The 20,080-nt window shown below is 46.6% G+C and carries 21 protein-coding genes; 7 read left to right on the top strand and 14 right to left on the bottom strand.

Annotated features, from left to right (window positions below; translation table 11 throughout):
- Nucleotides 1-3: 3 nt before the first annotated feature.
- Nucleotides 4-573 carry a DJ-1/PfpI family protein gene (locus GQF01_RS31695; RefSeq protein ID WP_161411044.1) on the bottom strand — a complete coding sequence of 190 codons (570 nt, stop codon included), beginning with the start codon at nucleotides 571-573 and terminating at the stop codon, nucleotides 4-6.
- A 101-nt stretch (nucleotides 574-674) separates the two neighbouring features.
- Between GQF01_RS31695 and GQF01_RS31690 the strand changes: the two genes are divergently transcribed.
- A complete protein-coding gene (locus tag GQF01_RS31690) occupies nucleotides 675-1,475 on the top strand; it encodes a class I SAM-dependent methyltransferase (RefSeq protein ID WP_161411043.1) in 801 nt (266 codons plus the stop codon).
- A 194-nt stretch (nucleotides 1,476-1,669) separates the two neighbouring features.
- The gene (locus GQF01_RS31685) at nucleotides 1,670-2,290 is read left to right on the top strand and encodes an isochorismatase family cysteine hydrolase (protein WP_161411042.1); all 621 of its coding nucleotides are present in this window, start codon (nucleotides 1,670-1,672) and stop codon (nucleotides 2,288-2,290) included.
- Between the two features lie 212 nt (nucleotides 2,291-2,502).
- Here GQF01_RS31685 and GQF01_RS31680 read toward each other — a convergent pair whose 3' ends face one another.
- Nucleotides 2,503-2,676: a hypothetical protein gene (locus GQF01_RS31680; protein WP_161411041.1), complete on the bottom strand. Its 174-nt coding sequence runs from the start codon at nucleotides 2,674-2,676 to the stop codon at nucleotides 2,503-2,505.
- A 173-nt stretch (nucleotides 2,677-2,849) separates the two neighbouring features.
- Between GQF01_RS31680 and GQF01_RS31675 the strand changes: the two genes are divergently transcribed.
- The 3 genes from GQF01_RS31675 (at nucleotide 2,850) to GQF01_RS31665 (ending at nucleotide 5,630) form a co-directional block, all read left to right on the top strand.
- Complete coding sequence (locus GQF01_RS31675) at nucleotides 2,850-3,914, top strand: LLM class flavin-dependent oxidoreductase (protein WP_161411040.1); 1,065 nt, start codon at nucleotides 2,850-2,852, stop codon at nucleotides 3,912-3,914.
- 179 nt (nucleotides 3,915-4,093) lie between these two features.
- Nucleotides 4,094-4,411, top strand: a complete 318-nt coding sequence (locus GQF01_RS31670) for an ArsR/SmtB family transcription factor (protein WP_161411156.1) — start codon at nucleotides 4,094-4,096, stop codon at nucleotides 4,409-4,411.
- A gap of 106 nt (nucleotides 4,412-4,517) precedes the next feature.
- Entirely contained in the window at nucleotides 4,518-5,630 is a 1,113-nt protein-coding gene (locus tag GQF01_RS31665; RefSeq protein ID WP_161411039.1) for an NADH:flavin oxidoreductase, read from the top strand.
- Between the two features lie 387 nt (nucleotides 5,631-6,017).
- On the opposite strand, the gene GQF01_RS31660 is transcribed toward GQF01_RS31665, so the two are convergent.
- The 8 genes from GQF01_RS31660 to GQF01_RS31625 all read right to left on the bottom strand — a co-directional run bounded on the left by GQF01_RS31660 (nucleotide 6,018) and on the right by GQF01_RS31625 (nucleotide 14,539).
- Nucleotides 6,018-6,830: an arylamine N-acetyltransferase family protein gene (locus tag GQF01_RS31660; protein ID WP_161411038.1), complete on the bottom strand. Its 813-nt coding sequence runs from the start codon at nucleotides 6,828-6,830 to the stop codon at nucleotides 6,018-6,020.
- A 76-nt stretch (nucleotides 6,831-6,906) separates the two neighbouring features.
- The gene (locus GQF01_RS31655) at nucleotides 6,907-7,725 is read right to left on the bottom strand and encodes an inositol monophosphatase family protein (RefSeq protein WP_161411037.1); all 819 of its coding nucleotides are present in this window, start codon (nucleotides 7,723-7,725) and stop codon (nucleotides 6,907-6,909) included.
- A gap of 33 nt (nucleotides 7,726-7,758) precedes the next feature.
- On the bottom strand, nucleotides 7,759-8,202 hold the full coding sequence (locus GQF01_RS31650) for a DMT family transporter (protein ID WP_161411036.1): 444 nt from the start codon (nucleotides 8,200-8,202) through the stop codon (nucleotides 7,759-7,761).
- Nucleotides 8,203-8,220: 18 nt separating this feature from the next.
- Nucleotides 8,221-9,162 (bottom strand): ComEC/Rec2 family competence protein, encoded by a 942-nt coding sequence (locus tag GQF01_RS31645; RefSeq protein WP_161411035.1) that lies wholly within the window; start codon nucleotides 9,160-9,162, stop codon nucleotides 8,221-8,223.
- A gap of 19 nt (nucleotides 9,163-9,181) precedes the next feature.
- Nucleotides 9,182-10,279 carry an ABC transporter ATP-binding protein gene (locus GQF01_RS31640; protein WP_161411034.1) on the bottom strand — a complete coding sequence of 366 codons (1,098 nt, stop codon included), beginning with the start codon at nucleotides 10,277-10,279 and terminating at the stop codon, nucleotides 9,182-9,184.
- Between the two features lie 12 nt (nucleotides 10,280-10,291).
- Nucleotides 10,292-11,950, bottom strand: a complete 1,659-nt coding sequence (locus tag GQF01_RS31635) for an ABC transporter permease (protein ID WP_328803569.1) — start codon at nucleotides 11,948-11,950, stop codon at nucleotides 10,292-10,294.
- 75 nt (nucleotides 11,951-12,025) lie between these two features.
- On the bottom strand, nucleotides 12,026-13,138 hold the full coding sequence (locus tag GQF01_RS31630) for an ABC transporter substrate-binding protein (RefSeq protein WP_161411032.1): 1,113 nt from the start codon (nucleotides 13,136-13,138) through the stop codon (nucleotides 12,026-12,028).
- Between the two features lie 66 nt (nucleotides 13,139-13,204).
- Nucleotides 13,205-14,539 (bottom strand): hypothetical protein, encoded by a 1,335-nt coding sequence (locus tag GQF01_RS31625; RefSeq protein ID WP_161411031.1) that lies wholly within the window; start codon nucleotides 14,537-14,539, stop codon nucleotides 13,205-13,207.
- A gap of 315 nt (nucleotides 14,540-14,854) precedes the next feature.
- On the opposite strand from GQF01_RS31625, the gene GQF01_RS31620 reads away from it, so the two are divergent.
- Complete coding sequence (locus tag GQF01_RS31620; RefSeq protein ID WP_161411030.1) at nucleotides 14,855-15,568, top strand: GntR family transcriptional regulator; 714 nt, start codon at nucleotides 14,855-14,857, stop codon at nucleotides 15,566-15,568.
- Nucleotides 15,569-15,625: 57 nt separating this feature from the next.
- Here GQF01_RS31620 and GQF01_RS31615 read toward each other — a convergent pair whose 3' ends face one another.
- The 4 genes from GQF01_RS31615 to GQF01_RS31600 form a co-directional block, all read right to left on the bottom strand.
- Nucleotides 15,626-15,925, bottom strand: coding sequence for an iron-sulfur cluster assembly accessory protein (locus GQF01_RS31615; protein WP_161411029.1), 300 nt, complete (start codon nucleotides 15,923-15,925; stop codon nucleotides 15,626-15,628).
- A gap of 130 nt (nucleotides 15,926-16,055) precedes the next feature.
- A complete protein-coding gene (locus GQF01_RS31610) occupies nucleotides 16,056-16,775 on the bottom strand; it encodes a stalk domain-containing protein (protein ID WP_161411028.1) in 720 nt (239 codons plus the stop codon).
- Nucleotides 16,776-16,869: 94 nt separating this feature from the next.
- Nucleotides 16,870-17,601 (bottom strand): anti-sigma factor, encoded by a 732-nt coding sequence (locus GQF01_RS31605; RefSeq protein WP_161411027.1) that lies wholly within the window; start codon nucleotides 17,599-17,601, stop codon nucleotides 16,870-16,872.
- The gene (locus GQF01_RS31600; RefSeq protein ID WP_161411026.1) at nucleotides 17,598-18,176 is read right to left on the bottom strand and encodes an RNA polymerase sigma factor; all 579 of its coding nucleotides are present in this window, start codon (nucleotides 18,174-18,176) and stop codon (nucleotides 17,598-17,600) included. Before GQF01_RS31600 ends, GQF01_RS31605 begins: the two co-directional genes overlap by 4 nt.
- A 169-nt stretch (nucleotides 18,177-18,345) precedes the next feature.
- Between GQF01_RS31600 and GQF01_RS31595 the strand changes: the two genes are divergently transcribed.
- Nucleotides 18,346-19,971, top strand: a complete 1,626-nt coding sequence (locus GQF01_RS31595) for a copper amine oxidase N-terminal domain-containing protein (protein ID WP_235960722.1) — start codon at nucleotides 18,346-18,348, stop codon at nucleotides 19,969-19,971.
- The last annotated feature ends 109 nt before the right edge of the window (nucleotides 19,972-20,080 follow it).

Raw genomic sequence — 20,080 nt, 5'->3', positions numbered from 1 at the left:
CTGTTATCTATCCATAATATCTCTATACAGTTCTCGCTTCTCATCCCTATTTGAATAAATGCCAAGATAATCAAATATTTCGAAAGAGAAATCCACGAAAGCGCGTCCTTTGGCTGTAAGGACATGTCCTTCTCTAACGACGCGCTTATCAACATAATTTTCCCGCGGAAACGGATCTTCTACGTTTAATTGATTAATACTCTCTATTGAACATGATGTGGTGAATTTACGCTTATGAAGGATACCAGCTCTTCCTAAATATTGCGGACCGTTACAAATGGCAGCCAGCATCTTGCCTTCTTGATCAAGTTTGTTGATGAAATCGGTTAACGCTTGGCGCTGAATGCGAATCGGGCCACCCGGGATAATAAGTCCTTCAATATCGCTTAGTTCCATCGCTTCACGGAATATTAAATTAGGCTTATAGGTCAAACCAGATTCGCTCACGATAGATTCATCGCTATAGGCCACTGTCAAAACTTCTTTCTTTCCTACATTTCTGATTTTATGGAGAGCCAGCGTAATCTCAAAATCCGCGAAATCATCCGATATAAAACAAATTATTTTCCCCATCGTTGATACCACCTTCGCATTTATTATGTTAAAATAAGAAAGAGTTCCGCAATGTGACACTGGGTTTCATCTAGTGAAATTTTATTTCGGAGGTGTTTCTTATGGTAAATGAAAATGAAAAGACCATCAAACAGCATGTGCAGCAGCAATTCGGCAAAAATGCTAACAAGTATGTGACAAGTGAGAGGCATGCAAAAGGTGACGATCTCGCACTGCTGCTAGGCTGGCTGCCTGTAGAAAATACTTGGAACGTACTGGATATCGCAACCGGTGGCGGTCACGTGGCCAAATTGTTGTCTCCACATGTCCAGCAGGTCGTTGCTACTGACCTAACGCGCCCTATGCTGGTTGCGGCTGCTGAACACTTGAAGCAGGCGCAGTGCACGAATGTGCTTTATGTCGTCGCTGATGCCGAACAGCTCCCTTTTCTCGACAGTTCGTTCGATGCAGTAACCTGCCGCATAGCTGCTCATCATTTTCCCAATCCTCACCTGTTCATTCTTGAAGCGGCGCGCGTACTTAAGCCAGGAGGCAAATTAGTTCTCATCGATAATGTTGCTCCCACTGAAAAAGCACTTAATCAATTTATGAATACGTTTGAAGCTATGCGGGATACCAGCCATGTTCGGTGTTTAACGGTTCTGGAATGGCAAGCACTTGCGGAGAAAGCCGGACTGCAAATCGAGCAATCCGTCATGAATCGCAAACCATACAATTTCCCGGTATGGGTCATGCGTACGACCGAAAACGAAGAACAAGCGAAAGCTGTAGAGCAGTTTATAAGTGATGCTGATCCGGCTATTCGCGCATATTTTTCCGTGCATATTGAAAATGAGAACGTTCAAACCCTTGAAATTGATGAATGGCGAGCTATGTTCAGTAAACCTGCTCAAACCACATAAATATGGATACAATGGCAGCCGATTCGGCTGCTTTTTTTCATCTCAACCGCGAACACACCCACCCCCTCCTCGCTCCATATTTTACCACACTTTTCTAGCGGAATATGACCAAGCTCCCCTTCATATATTCATGAGGAACAGTAGGCTGACAGTACATGAATCCTCATAAATATAATGTGATTTGGAGGAAACTAATGTTTACACCTCATCCCGCTCATACAGCAATTGTCATTACGGACCCGCAGAACGATTTTCTTTCACCTGGTGGCAAGGGCTACCATTTAACGAAAACTAATATTGAGCATAACAACACGCTAGCTAACTTGGAAATTCTGATGCATACCGCTATGAGCAAAGGGTACCAGCTTTTCATATCTCCCCACTATATCTATCCGCATGACTATAGTTGGCAATTTACTGGAGCTGAACAAGAAATGTTATTAAAGCTGCGAGTGTTTCAAAAACAACATGACTACACTTCTGTAGGAGCCGACTGGGTTCCATCGCTTAAACCCTACATATTATCTAATCGGACAGTCATTACAACAGCTCATAAGATCGCGAGTCCGCAGAGTAATGATCTAGTCTACCAGCTGCGTCAGCATCGCAAAGAAAAAATCATTTTGGCAGGCGCCCTATCGAATATTTGTGTGGAGTCGCATATGCGAGATTTGATCGAAAATGGCTTCGAAACCGCGGTTGTTTATGATGCCACTGCCACTGTAAGTGAGCAGGCTTTTCAGGCCGCGTTAACAAACTATCAAGCCTTCAGCAGTGCTACTTGGTCTACTCAACAGGCGATCTCTCACATGTAATCAAAAAAGGTAACCTTATCCCCACTGATCCTACTGGGACAAGCTTATTGGCAATAACCTCTAAAAGAGCAAAAAAAGGACCCACAGCAACGGGCTGTGGGTCTAAGTTTTATATTTTAAAGGGGGGTCGACTTTTATTATAGGCTTGTTTCATTAAAACCATATGAATGTAAGATTTCATTTCTGTTACATTTAAATACAATTCAAAATCATTAATTTTGATTAATTTTCGGGGAAATCCAAGATACTAACATAGTAACAACAAACCATGAAGCTCCTCCAACGAAGCTGACACTGATGTGTTTATCTAAAAAGTAGTTAACTGCAGCCCAACTGATCCCGCCTGCTAAACCCAGAAGTATAGCTTTGCGCATTCTCTTTTGCATAACAACCCACCTTTCAACAACCCATATTTTACTCTAAAAAAGTTGCTTATGGTACTGATAAAATATTCTTGGTCCGCCCGCATTACTTGGCTATCGTTGATATTAACTTACTTTTGTTGAGTTACATTAAAATATAAAGTATAATAATCCTATACAGAAGGGAGAGAATTACTATGACTAATCTTACGACTTCTTCACTCGAAATAGGAATAAGCACTTTTCTCGAAGCTGCTCCGAGAGCGGGCGGCATCACACATGCCGAGCGGCTCCGACAAGCCGTCCAGGAGATTAATCTTGCCGATCAAGTCGGCCTTGACGTCTATGCGATCGGTGAACATCATCGCGCAGATTATGCGAGTTCAGCTCCAGCCGTCATCTTAGCAGCTGCCGCTACGACAACCAAACGAATTCGCCTCTCAAGTGCCGTGACTGTATTATCTTCGGACGACCCGGTTCGCGTGTACCAAGCTTTCTCCACATTAGACGGCCTATCCAATGGACGAGCTGAAATTATGGCGGGCCGCGGCTCGTTTATCGAATCTTTTCCATTGTTCGGATATGACTTGAACCACTACGACGAACTATTCGAGGAAAAGCTTGAGCTTCTACTCGCGATCCGCGAAACAGAGAAAGTGACATGGCGTGGCGGTCATCGCCCTGCCATCAACAATCTCGGCGTCTATCCGCGATCTGTCCAAGAGCCGCTACCCGTATGGATCGGAACGGGCGGCAATCCAGAATCCGCGATACGCGCTGGTATCCTAGGACTGCCAGTCGTCTTCGCGATTATCGGCGGTATGCCGGAGAGATTCGCTCCTCTAGTCAAGCTCTATAAAGAAGCTGCTGCCAAAGCCGGACACGATGTAAGCAAACTGCAAATCGCGACGCATTCGCACGGCTTCATCTCCGATACGACAGAGAAAGCCGCCGACTTGTTTTATCCATCGACGGCTGCTCAAATGAATACCATCGGCCGCGAACGCGGCTGGGCGCCATACACCCGCGAATCGTTCGACGATGCTCGCAGTCTTCGCGGAGCGCTGTACGTCGGCGATCCCGAGTATGTCGCTGAGAAAATTATTCTGCTGCGCAAAAACCTGGGGCTAACGCGCTTCCTCTTGCACGTAGACGTCAGCACGCTGCCGCATAGCGAATTGCTTCGCACCATCGAACTGCTCGGCACGAAGGTTGCGCCAATCGTTCGCAAAGAGCTTGCTCGCGAGACAGTTCAAGGCTGATTTAAGCCATACCACAGCAATCAGTCCGAACCAAGGGGCATGACCTTGGCTCGGATTTTTTTTACCCCAACCGTCGCTGAACGCTTGTTACATAGACCTCTATTTCTCTATAGCCATACTTTTGGTATACTGAGAACAAATCAACCAGAAATGGGTGTCGAGTAGTGAAACATGAAGAAATGCTTGCGGTGCTGAAGGCTCTGTCCAATGAGACTCGCCTCAACATCCTATGCTGGCTGCGGGAGCCGGATAAGTTGAACGAGAAGCTGCCGAGCTTGATTAAAGAAGAGTTTCCAGGCGGGGTTTGCGTGGGAAGCATCCAGGAAAAATCTGGTCTGGCGCAGTCTGTCATCTCCTCTTACCTGTCTTCCATGCAGAAAGCAGGTCTGCTGGAGTCTCGCCGTTATGGCCAATGGACCTATTACAGACGTAATGAAGAAGCAATTGCCAATTTTTTGACGGACTTTACCTCGGGGCTGCAAGCCACAAAGAAGTAGTCTCCGATGTTTTCTCCGAAGAACTTGCATCTTTATCGATTAATCTATATATTTATATTTATAGATTAATTTATAAACCTTTTTATATGCAGGAGGAGAGAATAAGATGACTACATCCAAAACAACAACAGCTCTGTTTCAACCTTTTGAAATTGGTAACCTGAAGCTTGATAATCGTGTTGTTATGGCACCGATGACCCGTACTTTTTCACCAGGTGGCGTCCCAGGTCCTAACGTAGCAGGCTATTACCGCCGCAGAGCGGAGAACGCCGTTGGCCTCATCATCACGGAAGGAACCGTCATTAACCACCCAGCTGCATCTGCCGATCACGGTGTACCGCATTTTTACGGGGAAGAAGCTCTGGAAGGTTGGGCGCGTGTCGTCCGCGAAGTGCATGAAGCTGGCGGCAAAATCGCTCCGCAGATCTGGCATACCGGAACTGCCCGTGACAAGAACAAGTTCCCCGATTCGAATATCGATTCGATCGGCCCATCCGGCCTCAACCTGAAAGGTGAGCAAGTATCTGAGCCGCTTTCGGTCGAAGAGATTCAAGGACTCGTTCAAGCTTATGCGCAGGCTGCCTCTGACGCGAAGCGTCTTGGCTTTGATGCAGTAGAGATTCACGGTGCGCACGGTTATCTCATTGACCAGTTCTTCTGGGACGTCACGAACAAACGCACGGATGAGTATGGCGGCGATCTAGTTGAACGTACCCGATTCGCGGTAGAAGTTATCGAGGCTGTACGTGCCGCCGTTGGCCCCGACTTCCCGATTATCTTCCGCTTCTCCCAATGGAAGCCAGTTAATTACGATGCCAAGCTGGCAGCTACGCCAGAGGAGCTGGAACGCTTCCTTGCACCGCTGTCCGCGGCTGGTGTTGATATCTTCCACGCATCCTCACGCCGCTTCTGGGAGCCAGAGTTCGAGGGCTCCGATCTGAACCTAGCAGGTTGGACGCGCAAAGTCACTGGAAAGCCGGCTATTACCGTCGGTTCCGTCGGCCTGGACTCCACTTTCACAAGCCTATTTGAAGAAGGCAAGGGAGGCGAGTCTGCCAGCCTCGATAACCTGATTGAACGTCTGGATAACAGCGAGTTCGACCTCGTCGCTGTCGGTCGCGCACTATTGACTGACCCAGCCTGGGCAGCCAAAATCCGTGACAACCGCACGGATGAATTACTACCGTTCACACGCGAGGCGCTTGCTTCGCTGAGTTAATTCTATTGTGCAGTGCCTCCTCACGGAGGACCAGCCAAATAGTTCAAAGAGGCGATCCCACAGTCATGAGATGACTTGGGGTCGCCTCTTTCGTATGGAGCCGAATCGAATAGCGGGAAAAACTCCATGTATTCCAAGCGAGTCTTTGTCAGATAAACCTAATAACTGGAAAAAGTCCTGTTAATTCACTCCTCAACCCCTGTTTCCAAGCTCAATCGTCCACATTAACTGGAGAAATTCCATTTATTCGTCCCTGTAGCGTGTTATTGGGCGATTTAGCGGGAGTATTTCCCGTTATTCTAAAAAGGCGCTGCCAAGCTCACAAAGCGCACAAAGCGCACAAAAGGCTGTCTCTCAGTCATTAATTGACTTCAGGACAGCCCTCTTTTATGTAACAATACCAAAATAGGTGACCAAAGCTTCTTTAAACGCTTCCTCTGTCTCCGTGGAGAAGGTTCGTACACCTTCAGAATTGAAAATACGGAATTCGCGGTCAACGACGGTGTGCCGCCCCTCGGGCGTCCGGATCGCAACTATCGGGAATTTGGTGAAAATCGAATCAGGCGCATTTTCACACCAGAAACTAGCAAACAGGTAGTCTTTCGCCAGCTGCGGCTCCTCCGTGAAGGAATAAATGCGAGTCCAATCCCCATGTTTGTGTTCGCATAGTGCCCAGCCATGCTCAGGATCTTTATCCAGCCGATAGTACTCTTCACCTTGCTGCTGAACAAGTCCCTCGACGATGGCAATCGGTCTGATGGGCACGACCCCGCCGACTCCGACATCGCACAGATAGCTGGTGCCCTCGGCTTCTACCTTCAGGACGTGATGGCGCCTTTTGGGCGGAAGCTCTGTCTCATCGCGCCAGAACCTGGCCACAAGGTCAGTAACCTCGTATCCAAGCTCTCGCAGCAGCCAGCCGAATAAGGCATTTAACTCAAAACAATATCCGCCCCTCTTGCGCTCGACAATCTTGTGATACAGCACCTGTGGATCTAGCGACAGCGCTCTACGTGCCAGAATGTCCAAATTCTCGTAGGGAACCGAGTACAAATGTCGTTCTTGCAGGGCAGCCAGCGTCTTAGCACTGCCATCAAGCGGGCCTTGAAAACCAATACGATCTAAGTAGCTCTGAATGTGATTGTTCAAACTTAAGACACCGTCCTTATGAGAGTTACTTGCCAGTAAGATAACAGTCATTTGATAAAATCATACCATGAGGTACAACGAGATGACAAAATATCTTGTGAAGCAAGCTTCTCGCCTGTCCGCTATCTCATTTCAATAGTGACATCAATTCCCGGTGTATGATTGCATTGGAGGCAACTAAGCTGTCATCGCTTAAGGCATATGTTTTCCCCGCAGCATCGGTAAGTACGCCACCCGCTTCTTGCAGAATTACCATTCCGGCGGCAACATCCCAAGGATATAATCCGTCATGCCAAAATCCCGTCAATCGCCCTGATGCCACGAGGCACAAATCAAGACTGGCAGCCCCCATGATGCGCACACTGCGAGCTTTACCTGTCATTCTGCCGATTTGTTCCACAACCACAGAATTCGGTTTCCAGTCCAAAGCGCGGAATCCCGTTGCCAGCAAGGCTTGACTAATATCTTGCTCTAACCCAACCTGAAGCTTGCGTCCATTCAGAAAAGCCCCGCCCTGCTTTTGACCCGAATACAGCTCGTTGGTTACAGGATTATAAACGACACCGCCAATCGGTACGCCATCTTTCACAATACCGACGGAGATCGCAAAATGTGCGATGTTGTGAATAAAGTTAATCGTGCCATCCACTGGGTCGATAATCCATCCATAACCCGCCGGTGGCTGCTTTAGCGTATGATGGGAATCTTCCCTGCCGCCATCTGTTTCCTCCGATAATATCCAATGATCCGGATAGTCCTGGTGAATTCGACTACGCAGCAATTGTTCGCTCTGCACATCGACTTCCGTCACTAGATCGGCTTGATTCTTCTTTTCTTGAATGTGAAGCGGCATCTTCATGAGTTCCATAATCAAAGTGCCCGCTTCTTTCACATACCTTATGGCATCCTGCATAATTGCATCCTCGTGTGTTAGTTGCTCGTTCATACGCTCTCCTTCTCCTCAAGCTTTCTGTTTGATTTACCTAGATGATTTTATGAAACAAAGTATGCCTGTCATAATAAGTAAGATACTTCCGAATTTCGCTAAAGTAACCGGATTTTTAGGCAAACCCATGAGCCCGAAATGATCGATCACCGATGAAGCAACCATTTGCCCGGCGATAATCAGGATAAATACGGGGAGGGTGCCAATTTTCCCTGTCGCATAGGACGTACTAAACATAATTGCTACGCCCAAAACGCCAGCAACCAGTATCCATGGAATAACATGAAGCTGCAAGGAAGAATGAGATTTCATACGCCACAATAAGAAGGATGCAAAGACAATTTGGATCGCAGAAACACCAATAATCATTCCGTATTGTCCCTGAACCTTCCCAATGTACGCATTCATCATCCCTTGTGTGACACCAAATAGTCCTGCTGAAAAAGCGAGTATAAAGCTGATCTTGTTGCCTAGCATTTGCCTATCTCCTTTTAATTAAAAGCCAATTTCAATTGGCATAGATCCGTTAACAATCTGGCACGTCTTTCCTCTGGCATAACTGCCCGTTAAATAAAAGGCAGCATCCGTCTTCGAACGGAGTTCTTCCCAATCTCCCTTCAGAGCATGAGAGCGTCCGATGCTGACGGGAATAATGCAATGTTCAGGCTGAATCCATGATAGAACGCGGGCATTAAAGCCGTCATCCATCCCATGATGGGAAACTTTCCAAATACTGCACTTAAGTTCTGTCCGCTGTGCCAGACGCTCCCATCCTGGTTCTAATTGATCCCCTCCGAACAAGACAGTTGATTCGGGTTCTTCCACGCTGCTGAGTCGATATACGGAGCTATCATGGTTAGATAGTTCAAAGAAACGCGGTAAATCCTCCCGTAAGCCACTGTCGTCTGCATCATCTGAGAGAGCATTCATGAGCATATCGTAAGCGGGAAGCGGATCTCCTTCCCAAGGATAGAGCTGGGTGAAGGTGATCCCTTCCTCGGACCAAATCGTGGATTGCTCATTTGATCCATACTCGCTGCGCCACTTGATCTCCGTCCCCTGTTCGATCAAGACCTGAATTAGCTCCAGATAGGTAGCTAACATGCGGTATACTCTACAAGTAAATTCGTCCCTTAGCTCTTGCACCAGCTCTTCTGGGGGCAGCACAAACGGTTCATACGGCAGAACGGCTTTGGTGACCGACTTCGCTCTGGCTACATCCAGAAGTCCGTTGACATGGTCTTCATGAATATGAGTAAGAAGCATCCAGTCCAGTCGATCAACCTTATGACGGTTCATCCAGGACAAGGGATGGTCCTGATCTTCAGAGAACGTACCGTCCCCTCCGTCAATTAAGCAAACACCGCCGGAAGGCAGCCTAATCAGGTGAGCATCCCCCCACCCGACGTTCAGGAATTGAACTTTGGTATTCAGCATAGGAATATCCCCTTTATCGTTAGTTTGTCGTTGTTTCCTTCTCAGACGGCAGCAAATGAATGTTATGCTTATCCAGCGCTAGATATACCGTGCCTTGCAGATATCCCCGCATACTTGGACTTGCGTCATCGACGATCCATTGAAGCGGAGCATCATTGATCCAATAACGGATCATGCGCCCCAGGAAACTGCTTCTCTGAATGACGCCGCTCCAAACATTGTGACCTTCCACCGGCTTGTCGGATATGGCGATGCACTCCGGTCTGATGACAACGGTCACTTGGTCACCTATCCGGAAGGCGTAGTTGCTTCGATGAACGCGAAATACGACAGAGCTGCATTTTACAATCAAATCTTGGCCCTCTTCAGCTATGACTCCACCCTCAATAAAATTAGCTGTTCCAACAAAGTCGGCCACAAACTTGCTTTCCGGTTTAAAGTAAATATCCCAAGGTGTCCCCACTTGCCCGATACGCCCCTTGTTGAACACAGCAATTCGATCCGAGATCGACAACGCTTCATCTTGATCATGCGTTACAAATATCGCTGTAATGCCTAATCGTTGCTGCAGCTCTCTAAGCTCATCTCTTACTTCTACTCGCATTTTGGCGTCCAAATTGCTGAGCGGTTCATCCATCAGAAGTACCTTCTGCCCCATAACGAGTGCTCTTGCAAAGGCAACCCGCTGCTGCTGTCCTCCGCTTAACTCTCTGGGAAATCTGCCTTGCAGCCCTTGCAGCCCGAACATACTGAGCATGGCATCGACTTTGTCCTTCACTTCTTGCCGGGTCGGCCTCTGCAGCTTTAATCCGTAAGCTATATTCTCGTATACCGTCATATGAGGGAATAAGGCGTACTCCTGAAAAACTAGCGGTGTATTCCGCTTATACACAGGCAGCTCATTCATATTTCTACCTTCTATAGAAATGTGACCGGCATCCGGCTCGTAGAATCCGGCAATAAGCCGCATCAGTGTCGTTTTGCCGCAGCCGCTTGGCCCGAGAAGTGTCGTGAAGCTGCCTGCGGGAATGTCGAGAGACACTTGACTGATGGCATCGAAGTCTCCAAAACTTTTTGAAACATTAGAAATTTGGATCATCGGTTTCTCCGTATTCATGGTTTCCTCCACTTATAGTTCTATCGATCTGCCCTGCTTTTTCAAGAAAAACTGTGCCAACAGCAGCACAACGAATGCGATGGAAATCAGCACAACCGTAAAGGCCGATGCGCTTCCCCAAGCCCCGTTCTGCACTAATCCAAGAATGGACACCGTACCCACGGAAGTTTTCGCCGAATAAATGAATATAATGACGCTCAAGCAAGTAACGGACCGCAGAAAAGACACGACAATCCCCGAGATAAAAGGCCCTTTCAACAAAGGAAGGACAATTTTCCTGAATGTAGCGAAGTTGTTGGCACCAAGATTCAGTGAAGCTTCTTCCAGCGCTCCGCTGATCTGCTGAAGACCAGCCAGACTGGCGCTATAGCAGGTCGGTAAATTCCAGAACATGAGCGCAAGAACCATAATGAGCGAAGTTCCTGAAAGCAGCAGCGGTTTCTCGTTAAAGGCCATGGCGAAGCCAAGTCCTAAGAAAACTCCCGGTACAGCCCCCGGCAATATCGCCAAGAAATCAAGCAATCGGTTAATGCCTATACGCTTCCTCTGAACGATATAGGCAAGTGGCAAGGCAAAGAATCCAGCCGCTAACGATGCAAGCAAAGCGAATTTCAAGCTGTTGAAAATTTCTCTTCCCTTGGCCTCCACATATTGTAAATTTTGCAGCGTGAACGACCAGTCGAATCCCCATGTCTTGGTGAAAGCTCCATAAAACAACACGCCATAAACCGAAAGAACAATGAGCGTGACGAGCATACAGAAAGCAAATAACCCCCATTTCACCGCAAAGGGCAGTGGAAAATGCTCCAGGGATGTTTCTTTACCGGTAACAGTAACGTAGGATCGCTTACCTACCCAAGCCCTGTTCCATACAAATAGACCAAGTGCAGGAACCAGCAGCGCGGTTGAGAGCACAGCAGCCGAATTTAGATCGAACATCCCTGACATTTGCATATATGCTTCTGTTGGAAGAACCGTGAAGTTCCCAGCTATGATCATCGGATTTCCAAAGTCAGCTAACACGTTCATTGCTGTAATTAATGCCCCGCCTGCTATACCCGGCCTGCATAGGGGAAGAAATACTTGTTTAAATACTTGCCAATGAGAGGCACCGAGATTATAAGCCGCATACTCCAGATTCGTGGAGGTTGATTTCAATACACCGTGAATGACCGCATAAGCATAGGGGAAAAAGGTCATCGTTTGCACGAGCCAAAGCCCATGCCAACCGTAGACATCTATATTAACGTGCAGCACATATTTCGAAATGATGCCCTGTCTGCCGAAGAGCAGAATGTAGGACAGAGCGACAATAAACGGAGGTGAAACAATCGGCAATATCGTTATAAATTTAAAGAGCCCTTTGCAGGGAACTTTCAATCTGGTAATCGTATAGGCAAAAATAAAAGCAATAACTGTACATGAAACGGTTGAGATAGCTGTCATGAATACACTATTCAAAGCGGCATGATACCATCGGGTGAATGTAAAGAGCTTCAGATAATCCTCCGGGCGAGTGAAGCTTAGCACCTTCAGAATAGGCCAAATGACAAAAAAACAGGTGATCAGAATGATTGCTGCCACACCCAAAGCGACAGCAGGTTCCTTCCGCAACTTCTTTATTTCCGACCAGGTATCTTTGACAGTAGTTGAAATCAAGACTTTCCACACCTTTCGGTTATAAGCATGCACCTCCCCCTGCCAATTGGCCGCAGGAGGAGGTGTACAAGCTTTCCTTTACATCACTTATTTGCTTGTCATTTCCGTAAATTTCTTCACAACATCAGCTTTCATAGAAGCAGCTTTATCTCTGTCATAGTTCACTAGCTTGACATCCTCAATCTTGATCATACCTTCTGGTGGGGCTACATCTTTTCTAACGGAGTAGCGATTAGACAGCTTCGTGTTCATTTCCCCAACCGGTTTGGTTAACAACCAATCTACGAATTTCTTCGCATTTTCGGTATTCGCTCCACCCTTGACTACACCAACACCGCCGATTTCAAAAGCCGTTTGCTCAGGAACGATAACCTTAATTGGGTAACCTTTTTGAGCGGATTTTACGATATCATGTGCCCAGGACATAGCCGCTACGAATTCGCCTGTCGCAGTAAGCGTAATTCCGTCTCCGGCAGCTGGTGTGTAATGGTGCACATTGGCGCTAAGCTTTTTCAAATAGTCCCAACCTTTTTCTTCTCCCAATCGGAACAACTGGTCAGCAACAAAGATATAACCCCCGCCCGCTGTTGCAGGATTGGACGTAAGGAAGAGACCTTTATAGTTAGGGTCGAGCAAATCGTCCCATGTCGCTGGCTCTTTTACGCCTTTCGGAGCAAGCTCCTTCTGGAATCTATCTTTGTTCAGAACGATACCGAGAACGCCCATGTACCAGCCTTGCCAGTACCCCTTCGGATCATTGAAACGGGACTCAATTTCCTTGGCATTCGGGGACGTGTACTTTTCAAGCAATCCTTGCTGAGCAAGCGGCTCATAGAACTCAACCGAGCCCCCTACGAAGATATCCGCTTTAGGTGTAGCTTTTTCAGCTTGAATGCGCGTACTAGCTTCACCGGCACCGCTTAAACGCAAGTATTCAATCTCAATGCCCGTATCTTCTTTGAACTTCTTTTGAATTTGTACGATATCATCTTCGTTTAACGCTGCGTAAACAACCAGTTTCTTCGACTCTGGTGCTTTCGTAGCTTTCGCAGGCTCACTGCTTGTCGTGCTGGCTGGCGTTGATGCTGGTGCACTGGCTGTCTTGCTTCCGCCAGCTCCACACCCTGTTAATACGGTGGTTAACATGAATGATGCTGCTAATAACAAACTTACAGTACGTGCCTTCGGTTTCAAAAACATTGCCCATCCTCCTAGATGTATTCTCTTTTGAATTTTTCGTTGAACCGACTTACTCCTGCAATAACCTTATTGCGCAGTGACGGTAGCGGAAACCTTGGCCTGCCCATTACTTGTCAGTGCATTTGTCCAAGATTGGGTGCTTCCAGGCGCTACAACTGCTGAGACATATCCCATATCGTCATCACCAGAAGTTCCATCTGAATCATAGACATGGATTTCAACATTGCTATTGGATGGTTTCGCTACATAGACGGTGTTGTAGTTTTCCGAGAAGTTAGGACCGAATTCTGCATCATTGGCACCAAAAGCGATATTGTAAACTTGATTTTTTGGAGCATCATTTTTCTTCCAGAACCTAGCATCTGTCTGTCCTTGACCGTTCACGTAGGCTTTAATGAACATATCGCTTTTATTGCCGAACGGATCGCGATCTTCAAGACTCTGTGCATTCTGGAGAACTATTTTATGAGAGTAGTAAGGATTAAACACATAGGTATGCGAAAAATTACCGAGTCCATTCAGGTGCACATCGACTTGGTGAGCCGGATCAGACCAGTTCATCCCTTGCAAGGCAGGCCCGTCATCACTATCGTCCCAGCCCCATGGCGCATTCGCCGAGTTAGCTGTATGGTTGTCGCCTGCAATCGTGCCCCAGGAAGCGAAAATATTAGGGTCATTCCGGCGGTTCCAAAGATCTCCCCACTCCACTAATGCGTAGCTGTAATGGTTCGTATAGCTGCCTGATGTATTCGTTGGGAACTGTGCTACACCCGAGTAATCGTAGACGATGCCATCTCCGCCCGGAGCGCTTGATCCGTCATAGGCTTTGACGCCATGCCCACCGCTAGGACTCTGTCCATTCGCCTGACAAAACACCATAGGATGACTTCCATTGAAGAGAACGCCACCATCAACGTTATCGGTACCAGCGGTAATGTTGGGATCATTCGTGTAATCGTACCACTGGTTATGTGCCATGGTTTCCATTAACTGGAACGACCCATAATTGGATCCATCCTTCTTGATCACAAGGAATAGCCCTTCAAGGTCATTCTCATGAGCATCAAGCGGTCTGGTGTAAGCATCGTCTCTTGCATGGAACAAGTCATACTCAATAAAGTAATGCGTTGTCGTTTCGGACACTTTATAGTAGACGTATCCATTTTCATTGTAATTGGAGAGATTATCCCAGTTATTGCGAGCCAAATAATCACCGTCATAGTTGAAATTGGTAATAAAATCTGCCCTTACATCAAGATCAGCATTCACATCCTGGTAAATCTGAGGTGCCCAGTAGGCAGCCAGTTCGGAATAACTTGCAGCATGGGTGGTGCTCGCGTTAGTGAAGAAAGGAACCGCCAAAGTTAATATCGTCATTAGACTTAACACTTTTTTCCTCATTTAAAATGCCCCTCCGTGATATCAAATGATATGCCATTTATCATCATGCCGTCCTCCTTTTAGCAAGTCCTCCTTTCATTCCCGCTGCAGTTCATGCTGTCTGACATCTAAAATTATAGGGAAGATATCTCACTTGTGTCAATCGATCCAATGTTAAATAATTATGTAGATAAATAGCTCTATTCTGCTGATAATATTGCCTATCTAGTCTTTCAAATTTTATAAAATGTGGTACACTATTGTTGTCAGACAGCTCGGATTTTAGTACTCATTGAACTTGACCATCATCAACCTATGGAAAGGAATCGCTGAAATTTGGAGAAAAAGCTGCTTTACCTCAGAGTCAAAGAAGAGATCGAAAGAAGCATCAACGAAGGTGAACTTAAGCCGGGAGACAAGCTTCCGTCTGAACCGGAGCTCGCCAAGAAATACGAGGTAAGCCGCCCTACCCTCCGCGAAGCGCTCAAGATGCTTCAGCGGGAGAAGGTGCTCATTAGTAAAAACGGTGTCGGGACCTATGTCAACAATCGTCCGGATTTCATTATCAACCCACTAAGCAAGCTGCAAAGCGTGGGGCAAATGATTAAAAATGAAGGTTATATCGAGAGCGAATTAGACATTAAGATCTATACACGAGAGCCAGAGGAAGATTGGAGAAAGCAATTACAAATTGATGAGGATGAAAAGGTTGTCATTTTGGAGCGTTCGCGAACAGCAAACGGTAAGAAAGTGGCATTTTACTATAATATTTTTCCGCAGAGTCTAGTGGCAGGCCATTTTGAGGGGGAATTCTCAGGAGCTATCTTTGATTTCTTAAAGAGCAAGATGGGCATCAACATCGCCTACGCCATTACCGAAATTTGCGCGTTAAGCAGCTCCGAAGAAATGGATCAGAATGCGGTGAAAGTGCTCGGCAATGAAATTCTATTATTAAAACAACTTCATTTCGATGAAGAAGATCGACCTGTCTTCTATTCGCTGGACTATTTGAAAAACAGCGTCTTTAAATTTTTTATCAAACGTGAATAGAAATGAAAATGACGTATATTCCTGTCCATACTTACGACAAGAATATACGTCATTACCTTACTTCTCAAGAAATCCTGTAGAAGGATTCGTAATGAAAAAACCTTCATCCGGGACATGAAAATACTGAATCCAAACGCCATCTAACAGGTTTTCTCGTTTATCTAGTATGACATTAATCCCTTTATCTGTTTCTACGATTTCATCATTCTCAGTGGCATGATCCAAGATGACGTCATAATGACCATGATCACCATGATTCTGTGTAATAATGACTCGGACCATCTTGCCTTCCGCGCCTTCCTGACTCAACATATCCTTCAAAACCTTCGCAGCGTTTCGGTTTATTTTGCATTTCATATCCGTATTTCTCCTCTATTCCATCTTATTTTTGACTATTAGTACGGCCTTCCTAACTTCACCCAATCGCCCATAAAATATTCCATGTAAAATGAAAAAAAGGGGGATTCGCCCCCTAATCGTTCACGGTTTATTTGACTGTAATCGTCCCCTGCATCGCATTTTTATGCAATTCACAGAAATACGCATAGTCACCAGGCTCAGTTAACGTTATACTCCCCGATTCACCTGTTGTCAACAACGGAATCTTGAAACTCCCATTTTCCGCCACGGCATTGTGCTTAACTTTATCCTTATTCGTAAAAATAATCGTTGAACCTGATTCCACGGTGATATTCCCGCCCTTGAATTGGAAACCTTCGATCGTTATCTCGTAGGTTTTAGGGGCTGGGTTCTCTGAAGGCTGCCCAGAACTAACCAAATGAACCGTTCGCGTCGCTTCGTCATAGTGAACTCTGATCCCAAACACTTCAGAAAGAAACCGGGAATGCACGAACGTCGAGTTATTTATCAATTGGGCAGGGCCTACCATCATACGACTGCTTCCACCAACAATCGCCTCTGAGGAACCAATGGTTAAATGGACTGTCAACCCGCCTTTTTGGACGGTTACTCCCTGAGTGGCAGCCTCATAGCTCACTTCCGCACCAATTCCTTCCGCGAACGCGCGATATGGAACAAAGAGTGAATTATCGATCAGGTACGACTCGTCTAGTTGCAGCGGCTTTCCATCCAGCTCCAACTTCATATCCGATTTCACTTGGAGATGCTCCTCAGCAGATACGGTAACGGCCCCAACCATCCACATTGCGACACACAGACAAACAAGCAGCCAACTTTTTCTCAACATGAAAATCCTCCTTTGTGTTTTCATCCACTCTTTAGAGTAACGAAACAAAGGAGGATTTGGATTACTTCCAGCTAAATTAAGTAATTCCTCACCATCAACTTTTCAACAGAGCCGCCGCCAGAACTGGTGTTCCCCTTGGTTTGTCGCCATGAGCATCAGGCTCCAGTGTAATCGCAATGGTGTCATAGCTATTGGTATCAATGGTGTAGTACAAGCCTCCTGTACCATTATGCGTCAGGAATGTGCCTGCATTCACCGGATTTTCTTTCCCCTTGATCAGCCATACTTGATAAGCTTCGCTATTTTTAAGCTCTGGCAGCTGTTCTGCTTGCACCAGCAGATGAGTGCCTTTGGCATCAATCACAATTGTTGCAAGTCCCTTCGCCACGATTTCCTTGGCCGTGCTGCTGAGCGCCACAACATTATTCACCTGCACAGCTTCTGCCGGGCGATTAAGAAGTGAGATTCTGGACTGCAATTCATTAACATTCTGCTTTAGCGTGTAGCTATATACACCAAGGATAAGGACAGCAGCCGACAGTCCTCCAACCAGCCACGGACGAATTCGGGTTACTTTGCTACTGCTAGGTTGCACGTTGCTCTCACCCAAAACATGCTCAAGCACACGAGCTTTCATGCCATCAGGTACGGACACAGGCTCCGATGCCATCGGTAGAAGATCCACAAGTGCAATAAGCTCAACTAGTTCTTCTGCACACGCCGAGCATTCTTGGAGATGGCGTTCAAACTCCACCCGTTCTTCCGGGTCTAATCCACCAACTGCGTACATTTCGAGATTCTCGCAACCATTCATTGGCTTATTCATCTTTGAATTTCCTCCTTCCCTACACCGGCAAGTCGTCCTCTTAATTGCTTTAAAGCTAGCCTCACCCTGCTTTTCACTGTACCGAGCGGGATTGCCTGCTGATCAGACACTTCTTGCTGCGTGTAGCCCTGATAATAGATAAGATCAACAACTTGCTTCTGATCAGGACTTAGTTCATGCAAAGCCTCCCGAATTTCTTGTCCCCTCCAACCCTCCAGGGCAACTTCCTCCGTGCTCTTGCCGTTATCCGGTATGCGATTCAACTGTTCGGTTTCCGTCGTTTGCACATTTGTGCGATTTTGCTTCTTACGCAGTAAATCAATGGCAATATTTCGAGTCAATGTGAACATCCAACTCGTTAATTTTCCATGATCTGCATCGTAACGTTCGGCAGCCTTCCATATTCGCAGAAACAGTTCCTGCACAACTTCCTCTGCCATCATCGCATCTTGAACGATTCGATACGCAAACGCATATATGGGCTTCTCATACTTGTCATATAGAAATTTGAGCGCATCGGCATCTTTATTGACGATTTGCATCATAAGCTCTTGATCGCTACGCGTACCATTCATGAAGGATCTCCTCTCCAAGGTCTCCTTCCTAGTATATACTTCGCAAAATCTTTTGTATTGGATGATAGACAAAAATAAAAAAGATTGCGATCCCTGTGATCCATATCTCAACATCTCACGTTCTATTAACCGAGAGCACACAAAAACCATAATGAGGAGCGCGATAACTATGAAACCTATGATCCGAACGTTCGTAACTGCAGCACTTGGATTTACACTCCTTTTCCCGGCAATGGCAAGCGCACATACGTATTCGATTAAAAGCGGGGCATCCGACCTGCGCATCACACTCGAAAGTTTGCTTGGCGAACATGCCGAGTTAGCTGTCATCGCGATGCAAAAAGGCGTTGACGGAGCTGCCGACTTTAATGATGCAGCAGCAGCTCTACTCGCCAATGGCGATGATTTGTCCGCAGCTATTGGTTCTGTTTATGGCGCAGATGCTGCCAAGGCTTTCAAGGGACTGTGGAATACACACATCGGTTTCTTCGTTGACTATGTGACGGCTACAGCGAAGAAAGATGAAGCTGGACGTAAAGTTGCACTCGATAAACTAGAGAGATACGGGACTGATTTTGGCGCTTTCTTAGAAAGTGCGAATCCCAATCTGAAAGCAGCCGATGTAGCGGATGGATTGAAAGCTCACGTTAGTCAACTGATTGAAGCTTTCAATGACTACGTAAACAAAGATTACGCTGGTGCCTACAAAGCTGATCGTGAAGCCTACTCACACATGATGCATTTCGGTCACGTGCTGGCTGATGCCATTGTGAAGCAATATCCCGATAAATTCACGAATCAAGGTGCTTCTGCAGCTTCTGTCGACCTGCGCTCCGCCTTGGATGGTCTGTTAAGTGAACATGGCGGCTTGGCTGTTCTGGCTATGCAAAAGGGAATAAGCGACGCCCCTGATTTTGATGCTGCGGCAGGTGCTCTACTCGCAAATAGTGATGACTTAACGGCTGCCATCATCTCTGTCTATGGGGAAGACGCAGGCAAAGCCTTCAAAGGGCTATGGAATACGCATATCGGATTCTTCGTAGATTATGTGAAAGCGACAGCTGCGAAAGACGAGAGTAAGCGAAAAGAAACTTTGGATAAACTGAACCAATATGGAACTGATTTCGGAGCCTTTTTAGAAGGAGCTAACCCAAATAATTTTAAAACAGCCGATATTGCTGGCGCCTTGAAGCCGCATGTTGCCCAATTGATTAGCGCGTTCGACAGCTATGTGAATAAGGATTATGCCAAAACTTATGCCAGCACTCGTGAAGCTTATGCCCATATGTCACATACGGGTGACTACTTAGCAGCAGGAATCGTTGCGCAATTTCAAGACAAATTTCATGATCCTAAAGCGCCAGACATGACCTCTACCATGAAAATTTGGCTAAAAATAGGAAGCAGCAACATCATGATTGATGATAAATCCACCATGATGGACACCGCACCTTTCATGTGGGAAGGCAGCACGTACATCCCCCTTCGCTTCTTAGCAGAAGGAATTGGTGCTAAGGTAACTTGGGATCAAGCCAGTCAAACGGCTTGGGTGAAGGCCGGAAACGATACGCTGACGTTCTGGGTCGATAAAGATTACATGGAAGTTAATGGTGTAAAAAAAGAGATCGGAGCTCCTATTGTTCTCAAAGATGGGCGCACGCAAGTACCGCTGCGTTTCATCACGGAACTGCTAGGTTGGGATGTAAAGTGGAACGAAGCAGATTGGTCCATTACGTTAACCAAAGCCATGGCCATGAAACCGGGCATGGATATGGGGACTCACATGCACGAATAAGGCACAAGAGGCTGTCCCGCGTCATTGGATGACTCGGAACAGCCTTTTTGCATCGCATACCCCAACATAAAAAAGACTGCATTCACCCAAGGAGGAAGAGTGATTGTAG

Source organism: Paenibacillus silvestris (assembly GCF_009882985.1).
Taxonomy (GTDB): domain Bacteria; phylum Bacillota; class Bacilli; order Paenibacillales; family NBRC-103111; genus Paenibacillus_E; species Paenibacillus_E silvestris.
The sequence above is the reverse complement of the archived record's forward strand: the minus strand, read 5'-3'. Positions and strand labels throughout refer to the sequence as shown.

Excerpts from the sequence above, each read along its gene's own strand:
- GQF01_RS31695 (WP_161411044.1), bottom strand. The coding sequence starts at position 573 with ATGGGGAAAATAATTTGTTTTATATCGGATGATTTCGCGGATTTTGAG.
- GQF01_RS31690 (WP_161411043.1), top strand. The coding sequence starts at position 675 with ATGGTAAATGAAAATGAAAAGACCATCAAACAGCATGTGCAGCAGCAA.
- GQF01_RS31685 (WP_161411042.1), top strand. The coding sequence starts at position 1,670 with ATGTTTACACCTCATCCCGCTCATACAGCAATTGTCATTACGGACCCG.
- GQF01_RS31680 (WP_161411041.1), bottom strand. The coding sequence starts at position 2,676 with ATGCAAAAGAGAATGCGCAAAGCTATACTTCTGGGTTTAGCAGGCGGG.
- GQF01_RS31675 (WP_161411040.1), top strand. The coding sequence starts at position 2,850 with ATGACTAATCTTACGACTTCTTCACTCGAAATAGGAATAAGCACTTTT.
- GQF01_RS31670 (WP_161411156.1), top strand. The coding sequence starts at position 4,094 with ATGCTTGCGGTGCTGAAGGCTCTGTCCAATGAGACTCGCCTCAACATC.
- GQF01_RS31665 (WP_161411039.1), top strand. The coding sequence starts at position 4,518 with ATGACTACATCCAAAACAACAACAGCTCTGTTTCAACCTTTTGAAATT.
- GQF01_RS31660 (WP_161411038.1), bottom strand. The coding sequence starts at position 6,830 with ATGACTGTTATCTTACTGGCAAGTAACTCTCATAAGGACGGTGTCTTA.
- GQF01_RS31655 (WP_161411037.1), bottom strand. The coding sequence starts at position 7,725 with ATGAACGAGCAACTAACACACGAGGATGCAATTATGCAGGATGCCATA.
- GQF01_RS31650 (WP_161411036.1), bottom strand. The coding sequence starts at position 8,202 with ATGCTAGGCAACAAGATCAGCTTTATACTCGCTTTTTCAGCAGGACTA.
- GQF01_RS31645 (WP_161411035.1), bottom strand. The coding sequence starts at position 9,162 with ATGCTGAATACCAAAGTTCAATTCCTGAACGTCGGGTGGGGGGATGCT.
- GQF01_RS31640 (WP_161411034.1), bottom strand. The coding sequence starts at position 10,279 with ATGAATACGGAGAAACCGATGATCCAAATTTCTAATGTTTCAAAAAGT.
- GQF01_RS31630 (WP_161411032.1), bottom strand. The coding sequence starts at position 13,138 with ATGTTTTTGAAACCGAAGGCACGTACTGTAAGTTTGTTATTAGCAGCA.
- GQF01_RS31625 (WP_161411031.1), bottom strand. The coding sequence starts at position 14,539 with ATGAGGAAAAAAGTGTTAAGTCTAATGACGATATTAACTTTGGCGGTT.
- GQF01_RS31615 (WP_161411029.1), bottom strand. The coding sequence starts at position 15,925 with ATGAAATGCAAAATAAACCGAAACGCTGCGAAGGTTTTGAAGGATATG.
- GQF01_RS31610 (WP_161411028.1), bottom strand. The coding sequence starts at position 16,775 with ATGTTGAGAAAAAGTTGGCTGCTTGTTTGTCTGTGTGTCGCAATGTGG.
- GQF01_RS31605 (WP_161411027.1), bottom strand. The coding sequence starts at position 17,601 with ATGAATAAGCCAATGAATGGTTGCGAGAATCTCGAAATGTACGCAGTT.
- GQF01_RS31600 (WP_161411026.1), bottom strand. The coding sequence starts at position 18,176 with ATGAATGGTACGCGTAGCGATCAAGAGCTTATGATGCAAATCGTCAAT.
- GQF01_RS31595 (WP_235960722.1), top strand. The coding sequence starts at position 18,346 with ATGAAACCTATGATCCGAACGTTCGTAACTGCAGCACTTGGATTTACA.